Below are 23,057 nucleotides of genomic sequence, written 5' to 3'. Positions count from 1 at the left end.
ATTATTTTTTATTTTACTCTTCAAAATATTGTCTAATATCGTGTCGTTCAAGTTCATTACTTAAACTCACTAATAATTTCAACCGTGCTTTAGGTCCATTCAACCCATTAGAAAATATTAACCCTTTGTCAGCAAGTTGATACCCGCCACCTTCATAGGCATAAACTGGACTTACAATGCCATTAAATGAGCGAGATACCATGACGATAGGAATATTCTTATCTATGCAGGCATTTAGTCCATCTAAACAAGTAGGTGGAAGATTACCTTGTCCCATAGCTTCGATTACTAAACCATCGATTTCTTGTGATGCATAAAATTTAAATATATCACTTGGCATATCCATGTATGATTTAACGAGTGGGACATTTAAGCCAGGATTTATATTATGATAACTTGTATGACTTAAAGGATGATGGTGATATTGTACATTATCTTTTGTTAGTACACCTAATGGGCCATGGTTAGGGCTTTGGAATGTATTTGTATTAGATGTATGTGTCTTAGTCACATTGCGTGCTGTATGTATTTCATCGTTAAATACGACCATAACACCCATACGACGAGATTTTGCAGAAGAGGCCACTCTAATCGCTGAAATAAAATTGTATAGACCATCAGAACCTATTTCATTGGAAGATCTCATAGCACCTGTAATGACAACTGGTTCCTCTATATCTAATAATAAATCTAAAAGGTATGCAGTTTCTTCAAGAGTATCTGTTCCATGAGTAATGACAAATCCGTCATATGAATTGTCTTTATCATGATGAGCTTCTACAATGATATCTCTTAATTGCTTCACATGTTGTATAGACATATGTGGAGATGGTACATTCATAGGATGAATCTCATCTACTTGTGCATATTGTTTAATGATATCTTGATGTTGTGAAATCGGATTTTCTTTATTTGTAATAACTCTATTAGAACTATCCTGTGACATGCTGATTGTGCCACCGGTATGAATAACAAGTAGACGTTTCATACTTTTCCTCCTATTAATAAAATACATATTTATGATAAAATATTATTCATCAAACAACAAGGTAGGTATTTCGATAATGAGTTTAATTAATATTGCTTTAGATGGTCCTGCAGCTGCAGGTAAAAGTACAATTGCTAAACAAGTTGCTAGTAAGCTTTCTATGATTTATGTAGATACTGGTGCTATGTATAGAGCAATTACATACAAATATATACGTACTAACCAAACAGAAGATTTTGAAGCACTGATTAAAAATACAACATTAGAATTAACTTATGACGAAACAAAAGGCCAACGTGTGATGCTTGATAATGAAGATGTAACAGATTATTTAAGAGAAAATGATGTTACTAACAACGTTTCATATGTCGCTTCAAAAGAACCAGTTAGATCATTTGCAGTTAAAAAGCAAAAAGACTTAGCTGCTAAAAAAGGTATAGTTATGGATGGAAGAGATATCGGTACAGTTGTACTTCCAAATGCCGAACTAAAAGTATATATGATTGCTTCTGTTGAGGAACGCGCTGAACGTCGTCAAAAAGAAAATGAATTACGTGGCATCGAGTCAAACTTGGAACAATTAAAAACTGAAATTGAACAACGAGATAACTATGACATGAATAGAGAGATTTCACCACTAAGAAAAGCTGATGATGCCGTTACATTAGATACAACAGGTAAATCTATTGAAACAGTAACTAACGAAATTTTAAAAATGGTTGATCAAATTAAATAATTAACTGAAAGCTATGTAAACGTTATAAGCAGAAACGTTTATATAGCTTTTATTATCCCTTATAATAGAATTAGATTGAATCTTAATATAAATAAACACTATAAATATACATCTTCAACTTTAAATTGAAATTTATTTAAAAAATTCACTTTTTAATTGCATCTATGAAATCAACATAAAGTTTCTTAAAGTGTAAAAGGGGAATTTCTTGACAATTCAGTCAGTTTGTAAGATGTTATACTTATGTAGTGTATAAGGAGGCAGACAAGATGACTGAAGAATTCAACGAATCAATGATTAAAGATATTAAAGAAGGTGACAAAGTCACTGGAGAAGTACAACAGGTTGAAGATAAACAAGTAGTTGTGCATATTAATGGTGGAAAATACAATGGTATAATCCCTATTAGCCAATTATCCACACATCATATTGAAAAACCTAATGAAGTAGTTAAAGAAGGCGATGAAATAGAAGCCTATGTAACGAAAATTGAATTTGATGAAGAAAATGATTCAGGTGCATATATTTTATCTAAAAGACAACTTGAAACTGAAAAATCATATGACTATTTACAAGAAAAACTTGATAACAATGAAATAATTGAAGCTAAAGTAACAGAAGTTGTGAAAGGTGGATTAGTTGTCGATGTAGGACAACGTGGTTTCGTACCTGCTTCATTAATTTCAACAAACTTTATCGAAGATTTCTCTGACTTTGAAGGACAAACAATCAAAATTAAAGTTGAAGAATTAGATCCTGAAAATAACCGTGTAATCTTAAGCCGTAAAGCTGTTGAACAAGCTGAAAATGACGTTAAAAAAGCATCATTATTAGAATCACTTAATGATGGAGACGTGATTGAAGGTACAGTTGCTCGCTTAACAAACTTTGGTGCTTTTATTGATATTGGTGGTGTAGATGGATTAGTTCACGTTTCTGAATTATCACATCAACATGTTCAATCTCCAGAAGAGGTTGTTTCAGTTGGCGAAAAAGTGAAAGTAAAAGTAAAATCAGTTGATAAAGATACTGAACGTATTTCATTATCAATCAAAGATACTTTACCAACACCATTCGAACAAATTAAAGGTCAATTCCACGAAAATGACGTTATCGAAGGTACAGTTGTAAGATTAGCTAACTTCGGTGCATTCGTTGAAATTGCTCCTGGAGTACAAGGCTTAGTTCATATCTCAGAAATTGATCATAAGCACATTGGTACACCAGGTGAAGTATTAGAACCAGGTCAACAAGTTAGTGTTAAAATCTTAGGTATTGATGAAGATAATGAACGTGTATCATTATCTATCAAAGCTACTTTACCAAACGAAGATGTAGTTGAAAGCGATGCTTCTACAACACAATCTTATTTAAATAAAGATACTGAGGAAGATAACCCTACTTTAGGTGATGTCTTTGGTGATAAATTTAAAGACCTTAAATTTTAATAAACAATAAATTATATTTACACTCCAATTAGAGTTATCTCTTTAATTGGAGTGTTTTTTTACATCTTCTCAAGTATTATTTAATATATTTAGTCGTTTGTTACAAACGTATTTTGAATCAGTGCTTGCATGTGATAAAATTATAGAGATTAAGAAAGAGAGGAAGTTAACAAATGACTAAACCTATAGTAGCAATTGTAGGCAAGCCTAATGTAGGGAAATCTACAATTTTTAATAGAGTAGTCGGCGAACGTGTTTCTATCGTTGAAGACACGCCTGGTGTAACCAGAGACCGAATCTATTCATCAGGTGAATGGTTAACTCATGAATTCAATATTATAGATACAGGTGGTATTGAAATAGGAGATGCACCATTCCAAACACAAATTAGAGCACAAGCAGAAATAGCCATCGACGAAGCGGACGTTATCGTATTTATGGTTAATGTTAGAGAAGGATTAACACAAAGCGATGAAATGGTAGCACAAATGCTCTATAAAAGTAAAAAACCTGTCGTTCTCGCAGTAAACAAAGTAGATAACTTAGAAATGCGTAACGACATCTATGATTTTTATTCTTTAGGATTTGGAGAACCTTATCCAATTTCAGGTTCGCACGGTTTAGGTTTAGGTGATCTATTAGATGCCGTCGTTGAAAACTTTGGTGAAGAACAAGAAGACCCATACGATGATGATACAATTCGTTTATCAATTATTGGTCGCCCAAATGTAGGGAAATCTAGTTTAGTCAATGCCATTTTAGGTGAAGAACGTGTCATTGTTTCTAATGTTGCTGGTACTACAAGAGATGCTGTCGATACAGAATATTCATTCGACGGTCAAGATTACGTGTTAATAGATACAGCTGGAATGCGTAAAAAAGGTAAAGTATACGAATCTACAGAAAAGTATTCAGTCTTAAGAGCATTAAAAGCAATTGAACGTTCAAATGTCGTCTTAGTTGTTATCGATGCAGAACAAGGTATTATTGAACAAGATAAACGTGTCGCTGGATATGCGCATGAAGAAGGTAAAGCAATCGTCATTGTTGTTAATAAATGGGATACAGTAGAAAAAGACAGTAAAACGATGAAGAAATTTACAGAAGACGTTAGAAAAGAATTCCAATTCTTAGACTACGCACAAATTGCCTTTGTCTCAGCTAAAGAACAATTAAGATTGAAAACGTTATTCCCTTATATTAAAGAGGCAAGTGAAAATCATAAAAAACGTGTACAAAGTTCAACATTAAACGAAGTAGTGACTGATGCAATTTCAATGAATCCTACTCCAACAGATAAAGGTAGAAGACTAAATGTCTTTTATACAACACAAGTTGCGATTGAACCGCCAACATTTGTTGTATTTGTTAATGACGTTGAATTAATGCATTTTTCTTATAAACGTTATCTTGAAAATCAAATTAGACATGCCTTTGGATTTGAAGGTACACCTGTTCATATCATTCCAAGAAAAAGAAATTAAAACGGAGGGGAATATTAATATGACTAAAATATCAGTATTTGGTATGGGAAGTTTTGGTACAGCATTAGCCAATGTATTAGCACAAAATGGCCATGATGTACTAATGTGGGGTAAAAATGACGAAAACGTCGAAGAATTAAATACACATCATATGAATAAAAATTATTTAAAAGAAGCAAAACTAGATCCATCTATTAAAGCCAGTACAGATTTAAGCAAAGTTGTAGATTTTGCAGATATATATTTAATGGCTTTACCTACTAAAGCAATGAGAGAAGTTGCTAGTAAAATCGATGGATTACTAACTACTAAAAAGACTTTTATTCATGTTGCAAAAGGTATTGAAAATGGTACGTTCAAACGTGTATCTGAAATGTTGGAAGATTCAATCTCTCCTGAACACAATGCAGGTATTGGTGTATTATCAGGACCAAGTCACGCTGAAGAAGTTGTTATCAAACAACCTACAACTGTGGCAGCATCATCAAAAGATGAAGCAGTAAGCAAATTAATTCAAGATTTATTTATGAATGATTATTTAAGAGTATATACAAATAATGATTTAGTCGGTGTTGAGCTAGGTGGCGCATTGAAAAACATCATTGCAGTAGCAAGTGGTATCGTAGCTGGAATGGGATTTGGTGATAATGCAAAAGCAGCTCTTATGACACGTGGTTTAGCTGAAATTAGTCGCTTAGGAGAAAAATTAGGTGCCGATCCTATGACATTCTTAGGTTTAGGTGGCATAGGTGACTTAATTGTAACTTGTACATCAACTCATTCTCGTAACTTTACATTAGGTTATAAATTAGGCCAAGGTAAAACAACAGATGAAGCACTTGAAGAAATGAAAATGGTAGTTGAAGGAATTTATACAACTAAATCTGTTTATTATTTAGCACAAGAAGTTAATGTTGATATGCCAATCACTACAGCATTATACAAAGTGTTATTCGAGGATGTTCCTGTTAAAGAAAGTATTAAAGAATTAATGGGTAGAGACAAAAAATCAGAATAATAAAGTGTCATTTTACACTTTATTGATGTGTTTTCCAAAAAAATTAATTCTAATCGTATTATTTTAAGGTTTTTAATATATAAATCGTTGCGGTGACAGTAATCAGTGTGTTAAAGTCTAACCATAATGATATAATGATATCATTATCAAACCTCAGGAGGTGAATTCATAATGAATAAAACTGATTTAATCAATGCAGTTGCAGAACAAGCTGATTTAACTAAAAAAGAAGCTGGTTCAGCAGTAGACGCTGTTTTTGAATCTATCCAAAACTCACTTGCTAAAGGTGAAAAGGTACAATTAATCGGTTTCGGTAATTTTGAAGTACGTGAGCGTGCTGCTCGTAAAGGCCGTAACCCTCAAACAGGTAAAGAAATCGACATTCCTGCAAGTAAAGTTCCAGCATTCAAAGCTGGTAAAGCATTAAAAGATGCAGTAAAATAATTTTACTTAAAAAAGCCCTTCGAGGGCTTTTTTCTTTTTGTATAAAATAAAAATTTAGTTCTCTATCAAAAAGAGAAAAATTAATTAACTATTTAACATAACTCCAAATACATAATCATATAATACATAAAAAGCGTTACTTTTTACATAAGTATAAATTCTGTAATCTAATAAAGATGAGAAGGGACTCTAATATTTAATTTTTTGATATATAATGTTAATATAAATAGTGATAATATCGTGAGGTGTGAACATGGAAATTACTGTAAGCAAATTAAATATAGATATTAAGCAAAGGCTTAAGGGTATAGTTGATTATGAAACCATACAAATCAATGAAAAGTTGGGTCAATTTTTAGACACATGCTCACTACCTGAAAAAGCAAAGTTAGCTTGCCTCACAATCGACACTTCGATGAAACATCTAGATGACATATCTAACAATCGTTTATCAAAGCATTCTATTCTAGTTGGAGATTTATTAAGTGCACATTTCTATACTATACTAGCTGAAATAAATGATCCTGAATATCAACTAGCAATGAGTAAAGCTATTGTTGAAGTGAGCGAGCTTAAATCTTCACTACATCAACATGTATTAACTGATGAAGAAGCGAGTGACGCAATTTTTAAAATTGAAACATTATTCCCATATATTACGTTAACTCATTTTAATAATGAAGGAAATGCAACTCAGATATATGACTTTTTATATGACGATGTACATGACTACTATCCATCATATTTAAAAAATTATAATAAAGAACGTGTTAATCTAATTATGAAAGACATCAAACAAACGCTAGATAAAAGAAGAGGTAATTAAAGATGGCTGAAAATAACGCTAAAAAAGAACAAGTTCATACAGTATTCCAAAATATTTCAAAAAAATACGATAGACTTAATAACATTATTAGTTTCGAACAACACAAAGTGTGGAGAAAACATGTTATGAAAGAAATGTCAGTCAAAAAAGGGAGTAAAGCCCTTGATGTATGTTGTGGTACTGCTGATTGGACAATCGCTTTAAGTAAAGCTGTAGGTCCTGAAGGAGAAGTAACTGGTATTGATTTCAGTGAAAACATGTTAGAAGTAGGAAAAGAAAAAACATCAAATATGGACAATATTAATTTAGTCCATGGAGATGCCATGAACTTACCATTTGATGATAATTCATTCGATTATGTCACAATCGGATTCGGCTTAAGAAATGTGCCAGACTATTTAGGCGCATTAAAAGAAATGAATCGTGTACTTAAACCAGGCGGTATGGTTGTATGCTTAGAAACGAGTCAACCAACATTACCTGTATTCAAACAAGTATATCGTTTATATTTTAAATTTGTGATGCCAATCTTTGGTAAATTATTCGCTAAATCAAAAGAAGAATATGAATGGTTACAACAATCTACTTTTGATTTTCCAGGTAAAGAAAAATTAAAACGACTATTTCAACAAGCAGGATTTAATAACATAAAAGTACGTAGCTTCACAGGTGGCGTTGCTGCAATGCACCTTGGCTATAAACAAAAATGATACGACCAAAGGTGATTAACGTGGCAAAGTTAAACATGAACAATGAAATAAAAAAAGTTGAAAAGCGTTTAGAACAATCAATTCATAGTAATGATAAAGTACTTGAAGAAGCCGCTTTTCATTTACTTTCTTCAGGTGGAAAACGTGTTAGACCAGCTTTCGTCATTCTTAGTAGCCAGTTCGGTAAAGAAGAAGGCGTTTCAGAAGATACGTATAAAGTGGCTGTAGCATTAGAACTCATTCATATGGCAACATTAGTCCATGATGATGTTATCGATAAAAGTGATAAACGACGTGGAAGACTTACAATTTCTAAGAAATGGGACCAAACAACAGCGATTATCACAGGGAACTTCTTACTTGCGTTAGGTTTACAACATTTATCAGAAATTAAAGACCAACGTGTTCATGAAATTTTATCTGAATCTATCGTGGACGTATGTCGTGGTGAATTATTCCAATTCCAAGATCAATTCAATAGCGAACAAACGATTACTAACTATTTAAGAAGAATTAACCGTAAAACTGCTTTACTAATTCAGTTAGCTACAGAAGTAGGTGCTATTACGTCTCAATCTGACAAAGAAACAATTAGAAAGTTAAAAATGATTGGTCATTACATCGGAATGAGTTTTCAGATTGTCGACGATATACTCGATTTTACTAGCACTGAAAAGAAATTAGGTAAGCCTGTAGGTAGCGATTTGATGAATGGTCACATCACATTGCCAGTTTTGCTTGAAATGAGAGATAATGCATCTTTCAAAGATATGATTGCTCACTTAGATAGAGACAGTAATAAAGAAGAATTTGAAAAATGTATAGATATTATACGCAATTCAAATAATATTCAAGTTTCAAAAGATATAAGTGAAAAATACTTGAATAAAGCGCTCAATCTAATTGATGAATTAGATGATAATCAAGCCCGAAACTTATTTAAAAAGTTAATTAAAAAAATGGGTTCTAGAAATGTGTAAATCAGCTTGAAAGCGCTTTAATTAATTGGTAGTATATAAGTTAGCTACTTTATAATTAGCGGACAAGTTAATTTATACATACTTCAGAAGCTTGTTATTTTAAATTACAGGGGGACAACACAAAGTGGAACGTACATTTTTAATGATTAAACCAGATGCAGTACAAAGAAATCTTATCGGAGAAATAATTTCTCGTATTGAGAACAAAGGATTAAAACTTGTAGGTGGCAAATTAATGCAAGTACCACAAGAATTAGCTGAAAAGCATTATAGCGAACATGAAGGTAAACCTTTCTACAACAATTTAATTTCTTTCATTACTTCTGCACCAGTTTTTGCAATGGTTGTTGAAGGTGAAGATGCTGTAGCGGTTTCTCGTCATATCATCGGAAGCACAAACCCATCTGATGCTACTCCTGGATCTATTAGAGGAGATTTAGGTTTAACAGTTGGTAGAAATATCATTCATGGTTCTGATTCAGTGGAATCTGCTCAAAGAGAAATTAGTTTATGGTTTAATGATGAAGAAGTAAATACTTATGAATCTCCTAGAGATGCTTGGTTATACGAATAAAAAAATAAAATTTAAAAAAGTAATTCATTTTATCCTTAGAGCCTGAGACATAAATCAATGTCTCAGGCTTCAATTATATATTGGCAGTTGTTGCATTAGTTATAACTTATTGAATACCTTAGCTAAAACTAATGCGTAAATATCACTAACCCAATTTAGGAAGTGGTACTTTATCATTTTTTTATTTGGTTCTTTAACAAAATAATATGCAAGTAATTATAATTCAATCAAAACTTGTACAAAATAATATCATCTGTTATCAATCAATTAATTTCATTTAGAAATAAATCTTAAACTCATATTTTTGATTTGTAATAAAAATGACGTTAGCTCGATAAACTTATATTGATTTATTGATTGTGATATTATTAAACACATATAATAATTCATAAAAGAACTAAAAGGAAAGGAGTGTGCTTTAGTGAGATATTTAACTTCAGGAGAATCACATGGCCCACAACTAACAGTAATAATTGAAGGTGTTCCAGCTAATTTAGAAATTAAAGCTGAAGATATTAATAAAGAAATGTTTAAACGACAAGGCGGATATGGTAGAGGCCGTCGTATGCAAATTGAAAAAGACGCTATCGAGATTGTTTCAGGTGTAAGAAATGGCTATACACTAGGAAGCCCGATTACACTAGTCGTAACAAACGATGATTTTACTCATTGGAGAAATATCATGGGTATTGAACCAATTAGTGAAGAAGAACGAAAAAATATGAAACGTACTATTTCTAAACCAAGACCAGGACATGCTGATCTTGTTGGCGGAATGAAATATAACCACAGAGATTTACGAAACGTCTTAGAACGTTCTTCAGCTAGAGAAACAGCTGCTCGTGTAGCAGTGGGTGCTGTTTCTAAAATATTATTAGCTCAATTAGATATTCATATATATAGTCGTGTTGTAGAAATCGGCGGCATAAAAGATGAAGGTCTATACGATGCTGAGACATTTAAATCTAATATCGATAAAAATGACGTTCGAGTTATTAATGAAGATATTGCTCAACAAATGAGAGATAAAATTGATGCAGCTAAAAAAGAAGGCGACTCAATTGGTGGCGTGGTTCAAGTAATGGCAGAAAATATGCCTGTAGGAATCGGAAGCTATGTTCATTATGATCGAAAATTAGATGGTCGTATAGCTCAAGGTGTAGTAAGTATTAATGCCTTTAAAGGAGTTAGCTTTGGCGAAGGATTTAAAGCCGCTGAAAAGCCTGGTAGCGAAATTCAAGACGAAATTATGTATAACGAAACTCAAGGATACTATAGAGCTTCAAACCACTTAGGTGGATTTGAAGGTGGTATGTCAAACGGAATGCCTATCATTGTTAATGGTGTAATGAAACCTATTCCTACATTATATAAACCATTAAACTCAGTAGATATCAACAAAAAAGAAGATTTCAAAGCAACGATTGAACGCTCAGATAGTTGTGCTGTTCCAGCAGCAAGCGTTGTTTGCGAACATGCCGTAGCTTTTGAATTAGCTAAAGCATTATTAGAAGAATTCCAAGCTAATCACATTGATCAACTAAAAGCACAAATCGCAGAACGTCGACAGTTAAATATCGAATTCTAATCATTTAAATCAGGTGAATAAATATGAAGTTAAATACAACTTATCAAGATAACAATTATCCAATTATTGTTGAGCATGGTGCTATTAATCAACTACATGATTTCACTCAATCTTATGATCAGTCATTTTTTATCATTGATGAAACAGTGTATCAACATTTCAAAGATAAAATAGATTACTTTATTAGTGTGAATAACGCTCATAAAATAATCATCCCATCAGGTGAACAAACGAAATCTTTTAATTACTTCCATGAAATTGTCGAACATATTTTAAGCTTTAAAATTACGAGAAATACAGCAATTATCGCTATTGGCGGAGGCGCAACAGGTGACTTTGCAGGATTTATAGCTGCAAGTGTATTAAGAGGTGTGTCATTTATACAAATACCAACAACTATCTTAGCCCATGATTCAAGTATTGGTGGTAAAGTTGGAATTAATTCTCAACATGGTAAAAACTTAATAGGTGCATTTTATCGACCTAAAGCTGTTATTTATGATTTAGATTTCTTAACAACATTACCATATAGTGAAGTACTTAGTGGTTATGCAGAAGTCTATAAACACGCATTACTGAATGGTCAAGAAGACACTAGCAATATCGAACAACATTTTCCTAATAAAGAAGTATTAGCGTCATTAGATGATATTGAAACGTATATTTATAAAGGTATCGAAACAAAGTTAAATATCGTTGTGAATGATGAAAAAGAGCAAGGTATGCGTAAGTTTTTAAATTTAGGGCATACATTTGGCCATGCTATAGAATATAAATATAAAATTCCACATGGTCATGCTGTTATGATAGGTATTGTTTATCAATTTATTGTGTCTAATCAAATATTACAAACCACATTTGATATTGATCATTATCTTAATTATTTAGAATCACTAGGATATCCAATTAATATTATAAAAGAATTGGAATTCGATGATATTTATCAATATATGCTTTTAGATAAAAAGAATAATCAAGATGGCATTCAAATGGTACTAATGAAATCATTAGGTCATGCAGTTGTAGAACATGTAGACAAATCTACACACTTAGCTGCATTTAACGAACTTCAATCAAAAATAAAGTAGGTGAATAAATGATGTCGACTACACAAACAATTGATATTAATGGTCCTTTAACAGGGAACATTGAGGTGCCTGGTGACAAATCCATCACGCACAGAGCAATTATGCTCGCATCATTAGCAACAGGACAAACAACTATATATAAACCATTATTAGGTGAAGATTGTAAAAGAACGATGGCCATCTTTGAACTTTTAGGTGTAACAATCACCGAAGAAGAAGATCGTATTATTGTTGATTCACCTGGTTATCAAAATTTTAAAACGCCACATCAAGTTCTGTATACAGGTAATTCAGGCACAACAACACGTTTATTAGCCGGATTGTTAAGTGGTGTTGGTCTGGAAAGTGTATTATCGGGAGATGTTTCAATCGGTAAACGTCCAATGGATAGAGTATTAAAACCATTACTAAAAATGAACGCACAAATTAGTGGCGTGGATGGTAATTACACACCCTTAATTATTAAGCCTTCAAACATTAAAGGCATGCAATATACTATGGAAGTAGCTAGTGCTCAAGTAAAAAGCGCTATCTTATTTGCTAGTATCTTTTCTCAAGAATCTTCTAGCATCACAGAAATAGATGTTAGCCGTAACCATACAGAGACTATGTTTGAACATTTTAATATTCCTATTTCAGTTAATGATAAAACGATTACTACCAAACCATTAGCAGTACAACATATACAACCACGTGATTTTCATGTTCCAGGCGATATTTCTTCTGCTGCATTTTTCATCGTTGCAGCCTTAATCACACCTGGCAGTGATGTTACAATTCATAATGTTGGCATTAACCCAACTCGTTCAGGTATCATAGACATCGTTAAACAAATGGGTGGTCATATTGAACTTAGTGACATTACAGAAGAATCGGAACCGACTGCATCTATACGTGTGCGTTATACACCAAATTTAAAACCCATTCAAATACATGGAGAACTTGTACCGAGAGCAATTGATGAATTACCCGTCATTGCATTACTTTGTACACAAGCTTCAGGTACGAGTGTGATTAAAGATGCTGAAGAATTAAAGGTTAAAGAAACAAACAGAATTGATACGACAGCAGATATGCTAAATCAATTAGGTTTTGAATTGCAACCAACAAATGATGGTCTTATAATCCATCCTTCTGAATTTAAAACTAGTGTCACAGTTGATAGTCAAACCGATCACCGTATAGGAATGATGTTAGCTGTTGCATCACTACTCAGCTCAGAACCTTTATCCATAGAACAATTTGATGCAGTTAATGTTTCATTTCCAGGTTTCTTACCAAAATTCAAGCTTTTAGAAAATGAGGGAAAATAGTAATGGAAGATATCTATAAATTAATAGACGATATCAATTTACAAAAATTAACAAATTTAGATACTCGCGTTAATGAAGTGTTGAGTTCAAATAACGATGATGCACTATTCATTTTAGGTGAAACACTTTACAACTTTGGTTTAACACCACAAGGTTTAGAAGTATTCCGAACGCTCTATCACAGATATCCAGACGAAAGTGAATTACTTATTTACTTTATTGAAGGACTAATGTCAGAGAACCAAACAGACGAAGCGTTAGAGTATTTAAGTCAAGTTGAAGAATCTACAGAAAAATTAATGCTCGAAGCAGATTTATATCAACAAATTAATATGCTTGAAGTCGCTATCGATAAAATTCAAGCCGCGATTCAATTAGAACCTAATGATCCAATTCTACATTTCGCTTTAGCAGAATTACTATATTTCGATGGGCAATATTTACGTGCTAGCACTGAATATGAAACAGTACTTGAAACTGGTGAATATGAAGTCAATGGTATTAACTTATTCTCTAGACAAGCAGATTGTAGCTTACAAAGCGGAAATTATAGTGATGCTATTCGCCTATATGATGAAATTAATGAAACTGAGATGAATTCTGAAGATTATTTCAAAAAAGCAATTGCTTATGAAAAAAATGACATAACACAAGAAGCCATTAAAATAATGAAAACGTTATTAACGAAAGACCCTGATTTCTTACAAGGTTATTTCTATTTACAATCATTATACGAAAACGAAAAAAATTATCCGGATGCTATTGAAATTGGTAAAGAAGGATTACGTTTAAGTCAATTTTATAAAGAATTAATGGTTTCAACAGGTAGTATAGAAATTGAACATGGCGATGCAAATGAAGGTGTCACTTTATTAAAACAAGCACTAGAAGTAGATAATGCATATCATGAGCCATTATTGATTTTAAGTGATTTATATAGAAGTGAAGAAGATTATGAAGCACTTATCGACTTGCTCACATATGTAGATGAAGAAGATTTAGACCCAGTGTTTATGTGGCATTTAGCATATGCCTACGGACAAGAAGAACGTGACAAAGAAGCACAACATTTCTTTGAATTAGCTTATCCAACTTTAAAAACACAATCTGAATTCTTAAGCGACTACTATTTCTATCTCTTAGAAATAGGGCAAAAAGAACAAGCTAAATCTATTCTTGATCAACTACTTGAAATGGATCCAAGCAATGAAACATGGCATGATGAAGCAATGCGTTTACAATCTTAAAAGGAATGGTACGAAATGAATAGCTCCCTTACAAAAATGAAACAAAGTTTTATCGAATATTTGCTATTCCATTATGAATTTAAATCTCGTATTTCAGCATGGGTATTAAATTATTTAAAAGCTAGTCCAAAAAAACTACAACGTATACATTTCGTCGAGGAAAAAATACAACAACATATGACATTACAAATTGCAGAAGTAAATTCAGATGCTTCTGCAATTCAATTTAACGACCATCAACAAGCACTCGTTAACACAAATGAAATTTTCGAAGTCATTGCAAATAACGATATGACTTTTGATATCCAATTGCATTTTTCTTCTGAACATCAACGTGAAAGTCGATTAGACGATTTAATTTTAGCGCAATTAATCCATTCGCCACATTATACATCGTATGTTCAAGATTTGTATTCAATCTCTATGAGTGATCGTAAACAAACAACCTTAATTGAAACACTTCAAGATAATATAGATTTAAGTCTACAGATGAAAGAACAAGAAAGATTTTACCAACTTACACAAATACTTAATATTTTAAAAGCTAAGAAAACTAAACATGATATCGGAGATAACAATAATGACTATTAAACAATACTGGGAAGTTTCATTATATTATCGACCGTTTTTAATATTTTTACTTGTATGTAATGCGATAGGTACAATATATGGCTATGACTGGTATAGTGGTCAGTTGTATATAACACCATCTTATTTTGTTCCTTTTGTTCCAGATAGCCCAACCGCTTCCTTATTTTTAACTATAGCCATTGCATTATTGTTATTAAATAAATCATCATCCATAATTGAAGCTCTAGCATTTGTAACTTTAATAAAATATGGTGTTTGGGCAGTGATTATGAACTTGATTATGTTTGTAATAGATGGAGAGGTAACTATTAATGGATTAATGCTTTTGATATCACATGGCATTATGGCATTACAAGCATTTTACTTTTATCCTCGCTTTAAAATAACTATTTTGGGTTTTGTAATTTCATTAATTTGGGTGTTTTTAAACGATTATATGGACTATGTTAAAATGCAATTTCCTTATTATAAGTTTATTGCTTCCCATGTTATTGAAATTGGGGTATTATCTATTTGTCTAAGTATCATTTCGCTATTTTTATATTTATTTCTTAAACAAGTATTGAAAGTTAAATCATTTGATTAAAGTGCATTTTGACAGTAAAATATGATTAAAGGAGAGTGAGTTTATTGTCTTTAATATCAATGATTATTTATTTTGTAATATTAATGGTCATTCCAATGTGGGCTCAACATAAAGTTAAATCTAACTATGAAAAATACTCACAAGTTAGATCCACAAGTGGTAAGACTGGTCGTGAAGTAGCTGAAGAAATCCTACATGCAAACGGCATTTATGATGTCGATGTAGTTAAAGGTGATGGTTTCTTAACAGACCACTATGACCCAAACAAAAAAGTTGTTTGTTTATCTCCTGCAAACTACGATAGACCTTCTGTTGCTGGTACAGCCATTGCAGCCCACGAAGTTGGTCACGCAATTCAACACCAACAAGGTTATGTATTCTTGAGATTCAGATCAGCATTAGTACCTGTAGCTAACTTAGGTAGTTCATTAAGTTACATTGTTATTATGTTAGGTATTGTGTTAACTGCATTAGGTAGTGCCTTTGGATCTACTGCATTATGGATTGGTGCTGGATTAATGTCACTAGCAGTTTTATTCTCAATCGTGACATTACCCGTTGAATTTGATGCCAGTTCACGTGCAATGAAACAAATTACAGCATTGAATATCGTAAATGAGAAAGAGTACAAACACGCTAAAAAAGTATTATCAGCTGCAGCAATGACTTACGTTGCATCAACAGCAGTTGCATTAGCTGAATTAGCACGTATTATTTTAATCGCTAGATCAAGTGATTAATAACTATATGATTTAAATTTAGACACATCCACTGGTTGATATTGTCATACAGACATTATTAACCAGTTTTTTTTATGCTTTTTCATATTAATCATCATTAATCACCATCCCAATAAGCAATAAAAATAAATTACCAACCTTAAATTGCACTAAGAATGCATATCACTTTATTTTGATATATACTATATTAGAAATGCATTCAAAGGAGAGAATTTAATTGAAATCAATGACTCAAATGCAAAAAGAAGTAGATGATTATATTAGTCAATTTAAAGCAGGTTATTTTTCTCCCTTAGCTAATCTCGCTAGACTAACAGAAGAAGTTGGAGAACTTTCTCGAGAAATTAATCATCATTACGGTGAGAAGAAAAAGAAAGATACTGAAGAAGATAATACGATTAAAGCAGAGTTAGGCGATAACTTATTTGTATTACTATGTATTGCCAATTCATTAGGAATCGATATGACTGAAAGTTTTGATGAAACTATGCAAAAATTCAATACACGTGATTATAATCGATTCGAGAGAAAGTAACTATTTTATAAATTGATAATAGAAAGGATGGGACATAAATGAAGATAGGAATAACGTGTTACCCGTCCATGGGTGGCTCAGGTATCATTGCCACAGAATTAGGTATTAAAATGGCTGAGCGAGGTCATGAAGTTCATTTTATTACGTCAAACATACCATTTAGAATCCGCAAACCATTACCTAATATCATTTTCCATCAAGTTGAAGTAAACCAATATGCCGTTTTCCAATATCCACCATATGATATTACGTTAAGTACTAAAATTTCAGAAGTGATAAAAGAGTATGACTTAGATATTTTACATATGCATTATGCTGTACCACATGCGATTTGTGGTATTTTAGCAAAACAAATGTCAGGTAAAGATATTAAAATTATGACGACACTTCATGGTACTGATATAACAGTTCTTGGCTATGACCATTCACTTAAAGGTGCTATTAAATTCGGTATTGAAGAGAGTGATATCGTTACAAGTGTCAGTCATTCATTAGCAGAACAAACTAAAGAAATTATTCATACTGAAAAAGAAATTATACCTATATATAACTTCGTCAGAGAAAATGAGTTTCCAACTCGTCATGATGAAAGCTTCAAATCTGATTACGGTATTGAACCACATGAAAAGGTATTGATTCATGTTTCTAACTTTAGATCAGTAAAACGAATTGATACAGTCATTGAAACATTTGCTAAAGTTCATCAACAAATCCCAAGTAAATTAATTTTACTAGGTGATGGCCCAGAACTCATTGATATGCGTCAAAAAACACGAGATCTTGGTGTAGAAGAGAATGTTCTCTTTTTAGGCAAGCAAGATAACGTTAGTGCATTCTATCAATTATCAGACTTAGTTTTATTATTAAGTGAAAAAGAGAGCTTTGGATTAACGCTTTTAGAAGCTATGAAAACAGGTGTCGTTCCTATTGGTTCAAATGCAGGTGGTATTAAAGAAGTCATTAAACACGGTGCAACTGGATATATTGTCGATGTAGGTGACAGTGACAAAGCGGCTGAATATGCACTTAAACTATTACAAGACAATGAGCTTTATCAACAATTACAATCACAAATGTTATTAGATATAGAACAACGATTTGGCTCAGAATTGATTACAGATCAATATGAACATTATTACCGTCAAATGTTAAATAAAGGTGAGAACTTGCATGAGTAATGAACTATTTGAAAAAGCCAAACCCATATTAACTCAAATACAACAACAAGGATTTCAAGCTTATTTTGTAGGTGGCTCTGTAAGAGATTATCTCATGCATAGAGAGATTCACGATATAGATATTACTACAAGTGCAACACCAGACGAGATTGAATCCATTTTCAGCCATACTATCCCAGTAGGAAAAGAACATGGTACGATTAATGTAGTATTCAATCATGAAAATTATGAAGTAACAACATTTCGTGCAGAAGAGGAATATATTGATCACCGTCGCCCAAGTGATGTTCATTTCGTAAGAGATTTATACGAAGATGTTCAAAGACGTGATTTTACAATAAATGCGATTGCAATGGACACTGAGTACAAGACATTTGACTATTTTAATGGTGAAAGTGATATTCATCAAGGCATTATAAGAACAGTGGGTAATCCTTCTGAAAGATTTGCCGAAGATGCACTTCGTATATTAAGAGGTTTACGTTTTCAATCTCAGCTTAACTTTTCAATAGAAGATAACACGTTCCAAGCTATGGTAAATCAAATTGAAGATATCAAATATTTATCCATTGAACGTATTATCGTTGAACTAAAGAAATTAATCAGTGGTCAAAATATTGCTACTAGCTATCATCATTTAATTCAATTAGATGCCTTTAAATATATTCCATATTTTGAAAAATTAGACATGCAACGTTTAATAATTGATGAACCTATGCAGTTTGATGTATGGATTGCTATACTTAATGCGAAAATGAATAATGAAGAACCATTATCAAAACTTAAAATAAGTAATAAAGAACAATCACATATTAAGCATCTGGTTTCAATCATCAATCAATTACCGGAAGTCAATTCAAAATCAGATTTAACAATGATGGTGTATGATTTTGATATTAATGATATTTTAACTATTATTGAGCATACGCCAACTCTTTCTAAAAATCACATTAAAACTGCAAGTCCACTGATTATAAATCAACAGACAATTAAAGATTCATATCAACAATTACCTATTAATCAACGACAACAACTAGCTATAAACGGGAATGATTTGATGCAACATTTAAATCAACAAGGTGGTCCATGGGTCAAAGATGTCTTAAGAAAAGTAGAAATTGCCGTCGTAACTAACAAAGTAAGCAATACGTATAATGAAATAATGAAATGGGTGGATAGTCATGTCAAAATATAGTCAAGATGTTGTAAGAATGCTATATGAACATCAACCTGAATATATTTCAGGTCAATACATAGCAGATCAACTTAATATTTCAAGAGCAGCTGTTAAAAAAGTCATTGATCAATTAAAACTAGACGGTTGTGATATTGAATCTATTAATCATAAAGGGCATTTACTAAAAACACTCCCAGATCATTGGTATAGTGGTATTGTTAATCCGATTATCGAGCAACGTGATTTATTTGATCAAATAGAAGTGATGAGTACAGTAGATTCAACACAATTAAAAGCGAAACAAGCACTAGTAGGTAATCATGATACCTTTTTAATATTGAGTGATGAACAAACAAAAGGGCGAGGTCGCTTTAATCGAAATTGGGCTTCTAGTAAAGGCAAAGGTCTTTGGATGTCACTAGTACTTCGTCCTGATGTACCGTACGCAATGATTCCGAAATTCAATTTATTTATGGCATTAGGAATTAAAGATGCGATTCAACAATTTTCAACTGATGATGTTACGATTAAATGGCCTAATGATATATACATAGATGGCAAAAAAGTGTGTGGTTTCCTAACAGAAATGGTTGCCAATTACGATGCGATTGAAGCAATTATTTGTGGTATCGGTATTAATATGAATCATCAAGAAACTGATTTTGATGAAGAGATAAGGCATAGAGCAACAAGTATGCGTATACATTCAGAATACGATTTTAATCGTTATGAATTTTTAGATATATTAATTAAAGAAATTGAAAAGCGATATAATCAATTCTTAAAAGTACCATTTGAAGAGATTCGTGAGGAATATATTGCAGCTACAAACATGTGGCAAAGACCATTACGTTTCACAGAAAATAATGAACAATTTATCGGTGAAGCCATTGATATTGATCATGATGGTTTCTTAATGGTTAAGGACAATCAAGGACAACTTAGAAGGTTAATTAGTGCAGATATAGAATTATAACAATGTAAACTAGGAGAGATAGCTATGGGAATAGCAACATATGCAGTTGTTGATTTAGAAACTACAGGTAATCAACTTGATTACGATGATATTATTCAAATCGGCATTACTTTCGTTCGACAAAACAAAATAATAGGCACATATCATTCAATGATTCGAACTGATTTAGAAATACCTCCGTTTATTCAAGCACTTACTTCAATTGAAGAGACAATGCTTGAACAAGCACCGTATTTCAAAGATATTGCTAATGATATTTATCAACAACTTAAAGACTGTGTATTCGTTGCTCATAATGTCGCGTTTGATTTAAACTTCATTAAAAAAGCATTTAAAAATTGCAATATCAAATACCGACCTAAACGAGTTATGGATACGTTAGAATTATTTAAAGTTGCCTTCCCAACAGATAAAAGCTATCAATTAAGTGAATTAGCCGAAGCACATAACATCCCTCTAACAAATGCACATAGAGCAGATGAAGATGCTACAACCACGGCTCACTTAATGATTAAAGCCTTTGAAAAGTTTGAACAATTACCGCTTGATACATTGAAACAATTATATTATTTAAGTAAAGACTTAAAATATGATTTATATCACATTTTATTTGAAATGGTAAGACAACATAAATCCGCAACATTAGATCAACAATTTGGTCAATTTGAACAAATTATTTATAAAAAGCAAGTAGATTTAAAAGGACCTGTTACTGAATTTAATGGCACATTAAAGACGCTATATAAAAAAGCAACTAAACAATTAGATTTAACATATCGACCGCAACAACTTTATTTATCAGAAATTATTTTAGAACAACTTATGCATGGTGAAAAAGCCATGATAGAAGCACCACTTGGAAGTGGCAAGTCTCTAGCATACCTTTTAGCTGCGTTAATGTATAATATCGAAACTGGTCGACATGTTATGATTTCAACAAATACAAAGTTATTACAAAGTCAATTATTAGAAAAAGATATACCGGCTTTAAATAACGCACTCAATTTCAAAGTCAACGCAACACTTATTAAAAGTAAAAATGACTATATTTCACTTGGACTTATAAGCCAAATTTTAAAAGAAGAAACTAACAATTACGAAGTTAATATACTTAAAATGCAATTATTGATTTGGATTACAGAAACGGATACAGGTGATATTCAAGAATTGAACTTAAAAGGCGGACAAAAAATGTATTTCGATCAGAAGATTGAAACTTATGTTCCAGTTCGTCATGATATTCATTACTATAATTACCTCAAACGCAATGCTCAAAATATCCAAATTGGCGTTACGAACCACGCTCATTTAATTCATTCTGATGCTGAAAATTCAATTTACCAGCTATTTGACGATTGTATTATTGATGAAGCACATCGCTTACCTGATTATGCACTTAATCAAGTTACAAATGAATTAAACTATGCAGATATTAAATATCAGTTAGGGCTTATCGGTAAAAATGAAAATGAAAAATTATTAAAAGCCATAGATCATTTAGAACAACAACGTATTTTAGAGAAATTAGATATAGCTCCAATAGATGTGTTTGGTCTGAAATCAAATATTAACGATATTCATGAACTTAATGAACAGTTGTTCAATAATATTTACGATATTGTACAAAACGCAGACGTATATGACGATGACATACACAAATATCATTATGTTTACGAATTTGACAATGATCAGATTATCAAAGATTTACATCGTTTAATACACAAATTAAACAAAACATTAGAAGTGTTTAATGGCATGAGTCACAAAACTATAAAGACTATGAGAAAGCAATTATTATACCTAAAAGAGCGTTTTAGACAAACAGAACAAAGTTTGAAAGATAATCATACAAGCTTTATTTCAATTAAAAATTTAAGCCAAAAATCAACGATTCGTTTACTTGTAAAAGATTATGCTGTTAAAGATATTTTGACACAACAAGTCTTAGATAAATTCAAATCCTTAACATTTATTTCAGGAACATTAACGTTTAATCAGTCGTTTGACTCCTTTAAAAATTGGTTTAACAAAGATGTTAAATTTAATACGTACGAAGTGGCATCAGCATTACAAAATACTAAAAACACTAATGTATTTATTCCGTCGGATGTCGCACCATACAACTATAAGAATGTCGACGATTATGTAGCATCAATTGTTAATTATGTTATTGAATATACAACGACAACAGAATCTAAATGTTTAATCCTTTTTACAAGTTATAAAATGATGCATATGGTTCAAGATATGCTTAATGAACTGCCTGAATTTGAGGATTATGTCATATTAACACAACAACAAAATCAAAATTATAAAATTGTTCAACAGTTTAACCACTTTGATAAGTCTATTCTTTTAGGTACTTCAACATTCTTTGAAGGTTTTGATTTTCAAGCTAATGGTATTAAATGCGTCATGATTGCGAAATTACCGTTTATGAATAAAAACAATGCTAAATATTGGTTAATGAATTCTGAATTTACATCAACTTTTAAAGATTATGTATTACCTGATGCTGTGACACGTTTCAGACAAGGTTTAGGGCGCTTAATACGACATGAAAATGATAAAGGATTAATTGTGTCATTCGATGATCGTCTCATCAATAGTAATTACAAAAGTTTCTTTGAACAAACATTAGAACATTACCGCCAGAAAAAAGGTGACATTAATCAATTTAGTAAATTATTATCACAAATCCAAAAATCAGTGGATAAATAAAAGTTGTGTGATAGGATACATATACTTTTAATTCAACTTGTAGAAGTTGGTAATATATTTTGTTAAAATAAATAAGTATTGAAAAAAGATAAAATAATAGGAGACTGGT

The 23,057-nt window shown here is 31.8% G+C and carries 22 protein-coding genes; 21 read left to right on the top strand and 1 reads right to left on the bottom strand.

Annotated elements, in window-relative coordinates:
* Positions 1-13: 13 nt before the first annotated feature.
* Positions 14-988, bottom strand: coding sequence for an asparaginase (locus HMPREF3125_RS10640; protein WP_070453806.1), 975 nt, complete (start codon positions 986-988; stop codon positions 14-16).
* Positions 989-1,064: 76 nt separating this feature from the next.
* On the opposite strand from HMPREF3125_RS10640, the gene cmk reads away from it, so the two are divergent.
* The 21 genes from cmk to HMPREF3125_RS10535 all read left to right on the top strand — a co-directional run bounded on the left by cmk (position 1,065) and on the right by HMPREF3125_RS10535 (position 22,948).
* Positions 1,065-1,724: a (d)CMP kinase gene (gene cmk / locus HMPREF3125_RS10635; RefSeq protein ID WP_017637958.1), complete on the top strand. Its 660-nt coding sequence runs from the start codon at positions 1,065-1,067 to the stop codon at positions 1,722-1,724.
* 269 nt (positions 1,725-1,993) lie between these two features.
* Positions 1,994-3,172, top strand: a complete 1,179-nt coding sequence (gene rpsA / locus HMPREF3125_RS10630) for a 30S ribosomal protein S1 (protein ID WP_070453803.1) — start codon at positions 1,994-1,996, stop codon at positions 3,170-3,172.
* A 173-nt stretch (positions 3,173-3,345) separates the two neighbouring features.
* Positions 3,346-4,656: a ribosome biogenesis GTPase Der gene (gene der / locus HMPREF3125_RS10625; RefSeq protein WP_017637960.1), complete on the top strand. Its 1,311-nt coding sequence runs from the start codon at positions 3,346-3,348 to the stop codon at positions 4,654-4,656.
* Positions 4,657-4,675: 19 nt separating this feature from the next.
* Positions 4,676-5,674 carry an NAD(P)H-dependent glycerol-3-phosphate dehydrogenase gene (locus tag HMPREF3125_RS10620; protein ID WP_070453801.1) on the top strand — a complete coding sequence of 333 codons (999 nt, stop codon included), beginning with the start codon at positions 4,676-4,678 and terminating at the stop codon, positions 5,672-5,674.
* Positions 5,675-5,845: 171 nt separating this feature from the next.
* A complete protein-coding gene (locus tag HMPREF3125_RS10615; RefSeq protein ID WP_001043863.1) occupies positions 5,846-6,118 on the top strand; it encodes an HU family DNA-binding protein in 273 nt (90 codons plus the stop codon).
* A 253-nt stretch (positions 6,119-6,371) separates the two neighbouring features.
* Positions 6,372-6,944 (top strand): heptaprenyl pyrophosphate synthase subunit A, encoded by a 573-nt coding sequence (locus HMPREF3125_RS10610; protein WP_070453799.1) that lies wholly within the window; start codon positions 6,372-6,374, stop codon positions 6,942-6,944.
* Positions 6,945-6,946: 2 nt separating this feature from the next.
* Positions 6,947-7,654, top strand: coding sequence for a demethylmenaquinone methyltransferase (locus HMPREF3125_RS10605; protein ID WP_017637963.1), 708 nt, complete (start codon positions 6,947-6,949; stop codon positions 7,652-7,654).
* 20 nt (positions 7,655-7,674) lie between these two features.
* On the top strand, positions 7,675-8,634 hold the full coding sequence (locus HMPREF3125_RS10600) for a polyprenyl synthetase family protein (RefSeq protein WP_037536644.1): 960 nt from the start codon (positions 7,675-7,677) through the stop codon (positions 8,632-8,634).
* 124 nt (positions 8,635-8,758) lie between these two features.
* Positions 8,759-9,208, top strand: a complete 450-nt coding sequence (ndk, locus tag HMPREF3125_RS10595) for a nucleoside-diphosphate kinase (protein WP_017637965.1) — start codon at positions 8,759-8,761, stop codon at positions 9,206-9,208.
* A gap of 421 nt (positions 9,209-9,629) precedes the next feature.
* Complete coding sequence (gene aroC / locus HMPREF3125_RS10590; RefSeq protein WP_070453798.1) at positions 9,630-10,796, top strand: chorismate synthase; 1,167 nt, start codon at positions 9,630-9,632, stop codon at positions 10,794-10,796.
* 23 nt (positions 10,797-10,819) lie between these two features.
* Positions 10,820-11,884, top strand: a complete 1,065-nt coding sequence (aroB, locus tag HMPREF3125_RS10585; RefSeq protein WP_070453796.1) for a 3-dehydroquinate synthase — start codon at positions 10,820-10,822, stop codon at positions 11,882-11,884.
* Between the two features lie 11 nt (positions 11,885-11,895).
* Positions 11,896-13,197 (top strand): 3-phosphoshikimate 1-carboxyvinyltransferase, encoded by a 1,302-nt coding sequence (aroA, locus tag HMPREF3125_RS10580; RefSeq protein WP_070453794.1) that lies wholly within the window; start codon positions 11,896-11,898, stop codon positions 13,195-13,197.
* Between the two features lie 2 nt (positions 13,198-13,199).
* Positions 13,200-14,444, top strand: a complete 1,245-nt coding sequence (locus HMPREF3125_RS10575) for a tetratricopeptide repeat protein (protein WP_070453792.1) — start codon at positions 13,200-13,202, stop codon at positions 14,442-14,444.
* A gap of 15 nt (positions 14,445-14,459) precedes the next feature.
* The gene (locus HMPREF3125_RS10570) at positions 14,460-15,035 is read left to right on the top strand and encodes a YpiB family protein (protein WP_070453791.1); all 576 of its coding nucleotides are present in this window, start codon (positions 14,460-14,462) and stop codon (positions 15,033-15,035) included.
* Positions 15,025-15,621 carry a DUF1405 domain-containing protein gene (locus tag HMPREF3125_RS10565; protein WP_017637970.1) on the top strand — a complete coding sequence of 199 codons (597 nt, stop codon included), beginning with the start codon at positions 15,025-15,027 and terminating at the stop codon, positions 15,619-15,621. Before HMPREF3125_RS10570 ends, HMPREF3125_RS10565 begins: the two co-directional genes overlap by 11 nt.
* 44 nt (positions 15,622-15,665) lie before the next feature.
* The gene (locus HMPREF3125_RS10560; protein WP_017637971.1) at positions 15,666-16,361 is read left to right on the top strand and encodes a zinc metallopeptidase; all 696 of its coding nucleotides are present in this window, start codon (positions 15,666-15,668) and stop codon (positions 16,359-16,361) included.
* Positions 16,362-16,578: 217 nt separating this feature from the next.
* Positions 16,579-16,896 carry a nucleotide pyrophosphohydrolase gene (locus tag HMPREF3125_RS10555; RefSeq protein WP_017637972.1) on the top strand — a complete coding sequence of 106 codons (318 nt, stop codon included), beginning with the start codon at positions 16,579-16,581 and terminating at the stop codon, positions 16,894-16,896.
* A gap of 38 nt (positions 16,897-16,934) precedes the next feature.
* On the top strand, positions 16,935-18,074 hold the full coding sequence (bshA, locus tag HMPREF3125_RS10550; RefSeq protein ID WP_070453789.1) for an N-acetyl-alpha-D-glucosaminyl L-malate synthase BshA: 1,140 nt from the start codon (positions 16,935-16,937) through the stop codon (positions 18,072-18,074).
* Positions 18,067-19,269 carry a CCA tRNA nucleotidyltransferase gene (locus HMPREF3125_RS10545; protein WP_070453786.1) on the top strand — a complete coding sequence of 401 codons (1,203 nt, stop codon included), beginning with the start codon at positions 18,067-18,069 and terminating at the stop codon, positions 19,267-19,269. The genes bshA and HMPREF3125_RS10545 overlap by 8 nt, the downstream gene beginning before the upstream one ends.
* Positions 19,256-20,227 carry a biotin--[acetyl-CoA-carboxylase] ligase gene (locus HMPREF3125_RS10540; RefSeq protein ID WP_017637975.1) on the top strand — a complete coding sequence of 324 codons (972 nt, stop codon included), beginning with the start codon at positions 19,256-19,258 and terminating at the stop codon, positions 20,225-20,227. The genes HMPREF3125_RS10545 and HMPREF3125_RS10540 overlap by 14 nt, the downstream gene beginning before the upstream one ends.
* A gap of 24 nt (positions 20,228-20,251) precedes the next feature.
* Positions 20,252-22,948 carry a helicase C-terminal domain-containing protein gene (locus HMPREF3125_RS10535; RefSeq protein WP_070453784.1) on the top strand — a complete coding sequence of 899 codons (2,697 nt, stop codon included), beginning with the start codon at positions 20,252-20,254 and terminating at the stop codon, positions 22,946-22,948.
* Positions 22,949-23,057: the final 109 nt, after the last annotated feature.

It is taken from the genome of Staphylococcus sp. HMSC13A10, from assembly GCF_001808005.1.
In the GTDB taxonomy this organism is placed as follows: domain Bacteria; phylum Bacillota; class Bacilli; order Staphylococcales; family Staphylococcaceae; genus Staphylococcus; species Staphylococcus pasteuri.
The sequence above is the reverse complement of the archived record's forward strand: the minus strand, read 5'-3'. Positions and strand labels throughout refer to the sequence as shown.

What these genes read in the sequence shown, in the direction of transcription:
- cmk (WP_017637958.1), top strand. Translation starts at nt 1,065, where the DNA reads ATGAGTTTAATTAATATTGCTTTAGATGGTCCTGCAGCTGCAGGTAAA.
- HMPREF3125_RS10545 (WP_070453786.1), top strand. Translation starts at nt 18,067, where the DNA reads ATGAGTAATGAACTATTTGAAAAAGCCAAACCCATATTAACTCAAATA.
- der (WP_017637960.1), top strand. Translation starts at nt 3,346, where the DNA reads ATGACTAAACCTATAGTAGCAATTGTAGGCAAGCCTAATGTAGGGAAA.
- HMPREF3125_RS10620 (WP_070453801.1), top strand. Translation starts at nt 4,676, where the DNA reads ATGACTAAAATATCAGTATTTGGTATGGGAAGTTTTGGTACAGCATTA.
- HMPREF3125_RS10535 (WP_070453784.1), top strand. Translation starts at nt 20,252, where the DNA reads ATGGGAATAGCAACATATGCAGTTGTTGATTTAGAAACTACAGGTAAT.
- HMPREF3125_RS10615 (WP_001043863.1), top strand. Translation starts at nt 5,846, where the DNA reads ATGAATAAAACTGATTTAATCAATGCAGTTGCAGAACAAGCTGATTTA.
- HMPREF3125_RS10575 (WP_070453792.1), top strand. Translation starts at nt 13,200, where the DNA reads ATGGAAGATATCTATAAATTAATAGACGATATCAATTTACAAAAATTA.
- HMPREF3125_RS10610 (WP_070453799.1), top strand. Translation starts at nt 6,372, where the DNA reads ATGGAAATTACTGTAAGCAAATTAAATATAGATATTAAGCAAAGGCTT.
- HMPREF3125_RS10640 (WP_070453806.1), bottom strand. Translation starts at nt 988, where the DNA reads ATGAAACGTCTACTTGTTATTCATACCGGTGGCACAATCAGCATGTCA.
- HMPREF3125_RS10570 (WP_070453791.1), top strand. Translation starts at nt 14,460, where the DNA reads ATGAATAGCTCCCTTACAAAAATGAAACAAAGTTTTATCGAATATTTG.
- HMPREF3125_RS10565 (WP_017637970.1), top strand. Translation starts at nt 15,025, where the DNA reads ATGACTATTAAACAATACTGGGAAGTTTCATTATATTATCGACCGTTT.
- HMPREF3125_RS10605 (WP_017637963.1), top strand. Translation starts at nt 6,947, where the DNA reads ATGGCTGAAAATAACGCTAAAAAAGAACAAGTTCATACAGTATTCCAA.
- aroA (WP_070453794.1), top strand. Translation starts at nt 11,896, where the DNA reads ATGTCGACTACACAAACAATTGATATTAATGGTCCTTTAACAGGGAAC.
- aroB (WP_070453796.1), top strand. Translation starts at nt 10,820, where the DNA reads ATGAAGTTAAATACAACTTATCAAGATAACAATTATCCAATTATTGTT.
- rpsA (WP_070453803.1), top strand. Translation starts at nt 1,994, where the DNA reads ATGACTGAAGAATTCAACGAATCAATGATTAAAGATATTAAAGAAGGT.
- HMPREF3125_RS10540 (WP_017637975.1), top strand. Translation starts at nt 19,256, where the DNA reads ATGTCAAAATATAGTCAAGATGTTGTAAGAATGCTATATGAACATCAA.
- bshA (WP_070453789.1), top strand. Translation starts at nt 16,935, where the DNA reads ATGAAGATAGGAATAACGTGTTACCCGTCCATGGGTGGCTCAGGTATC.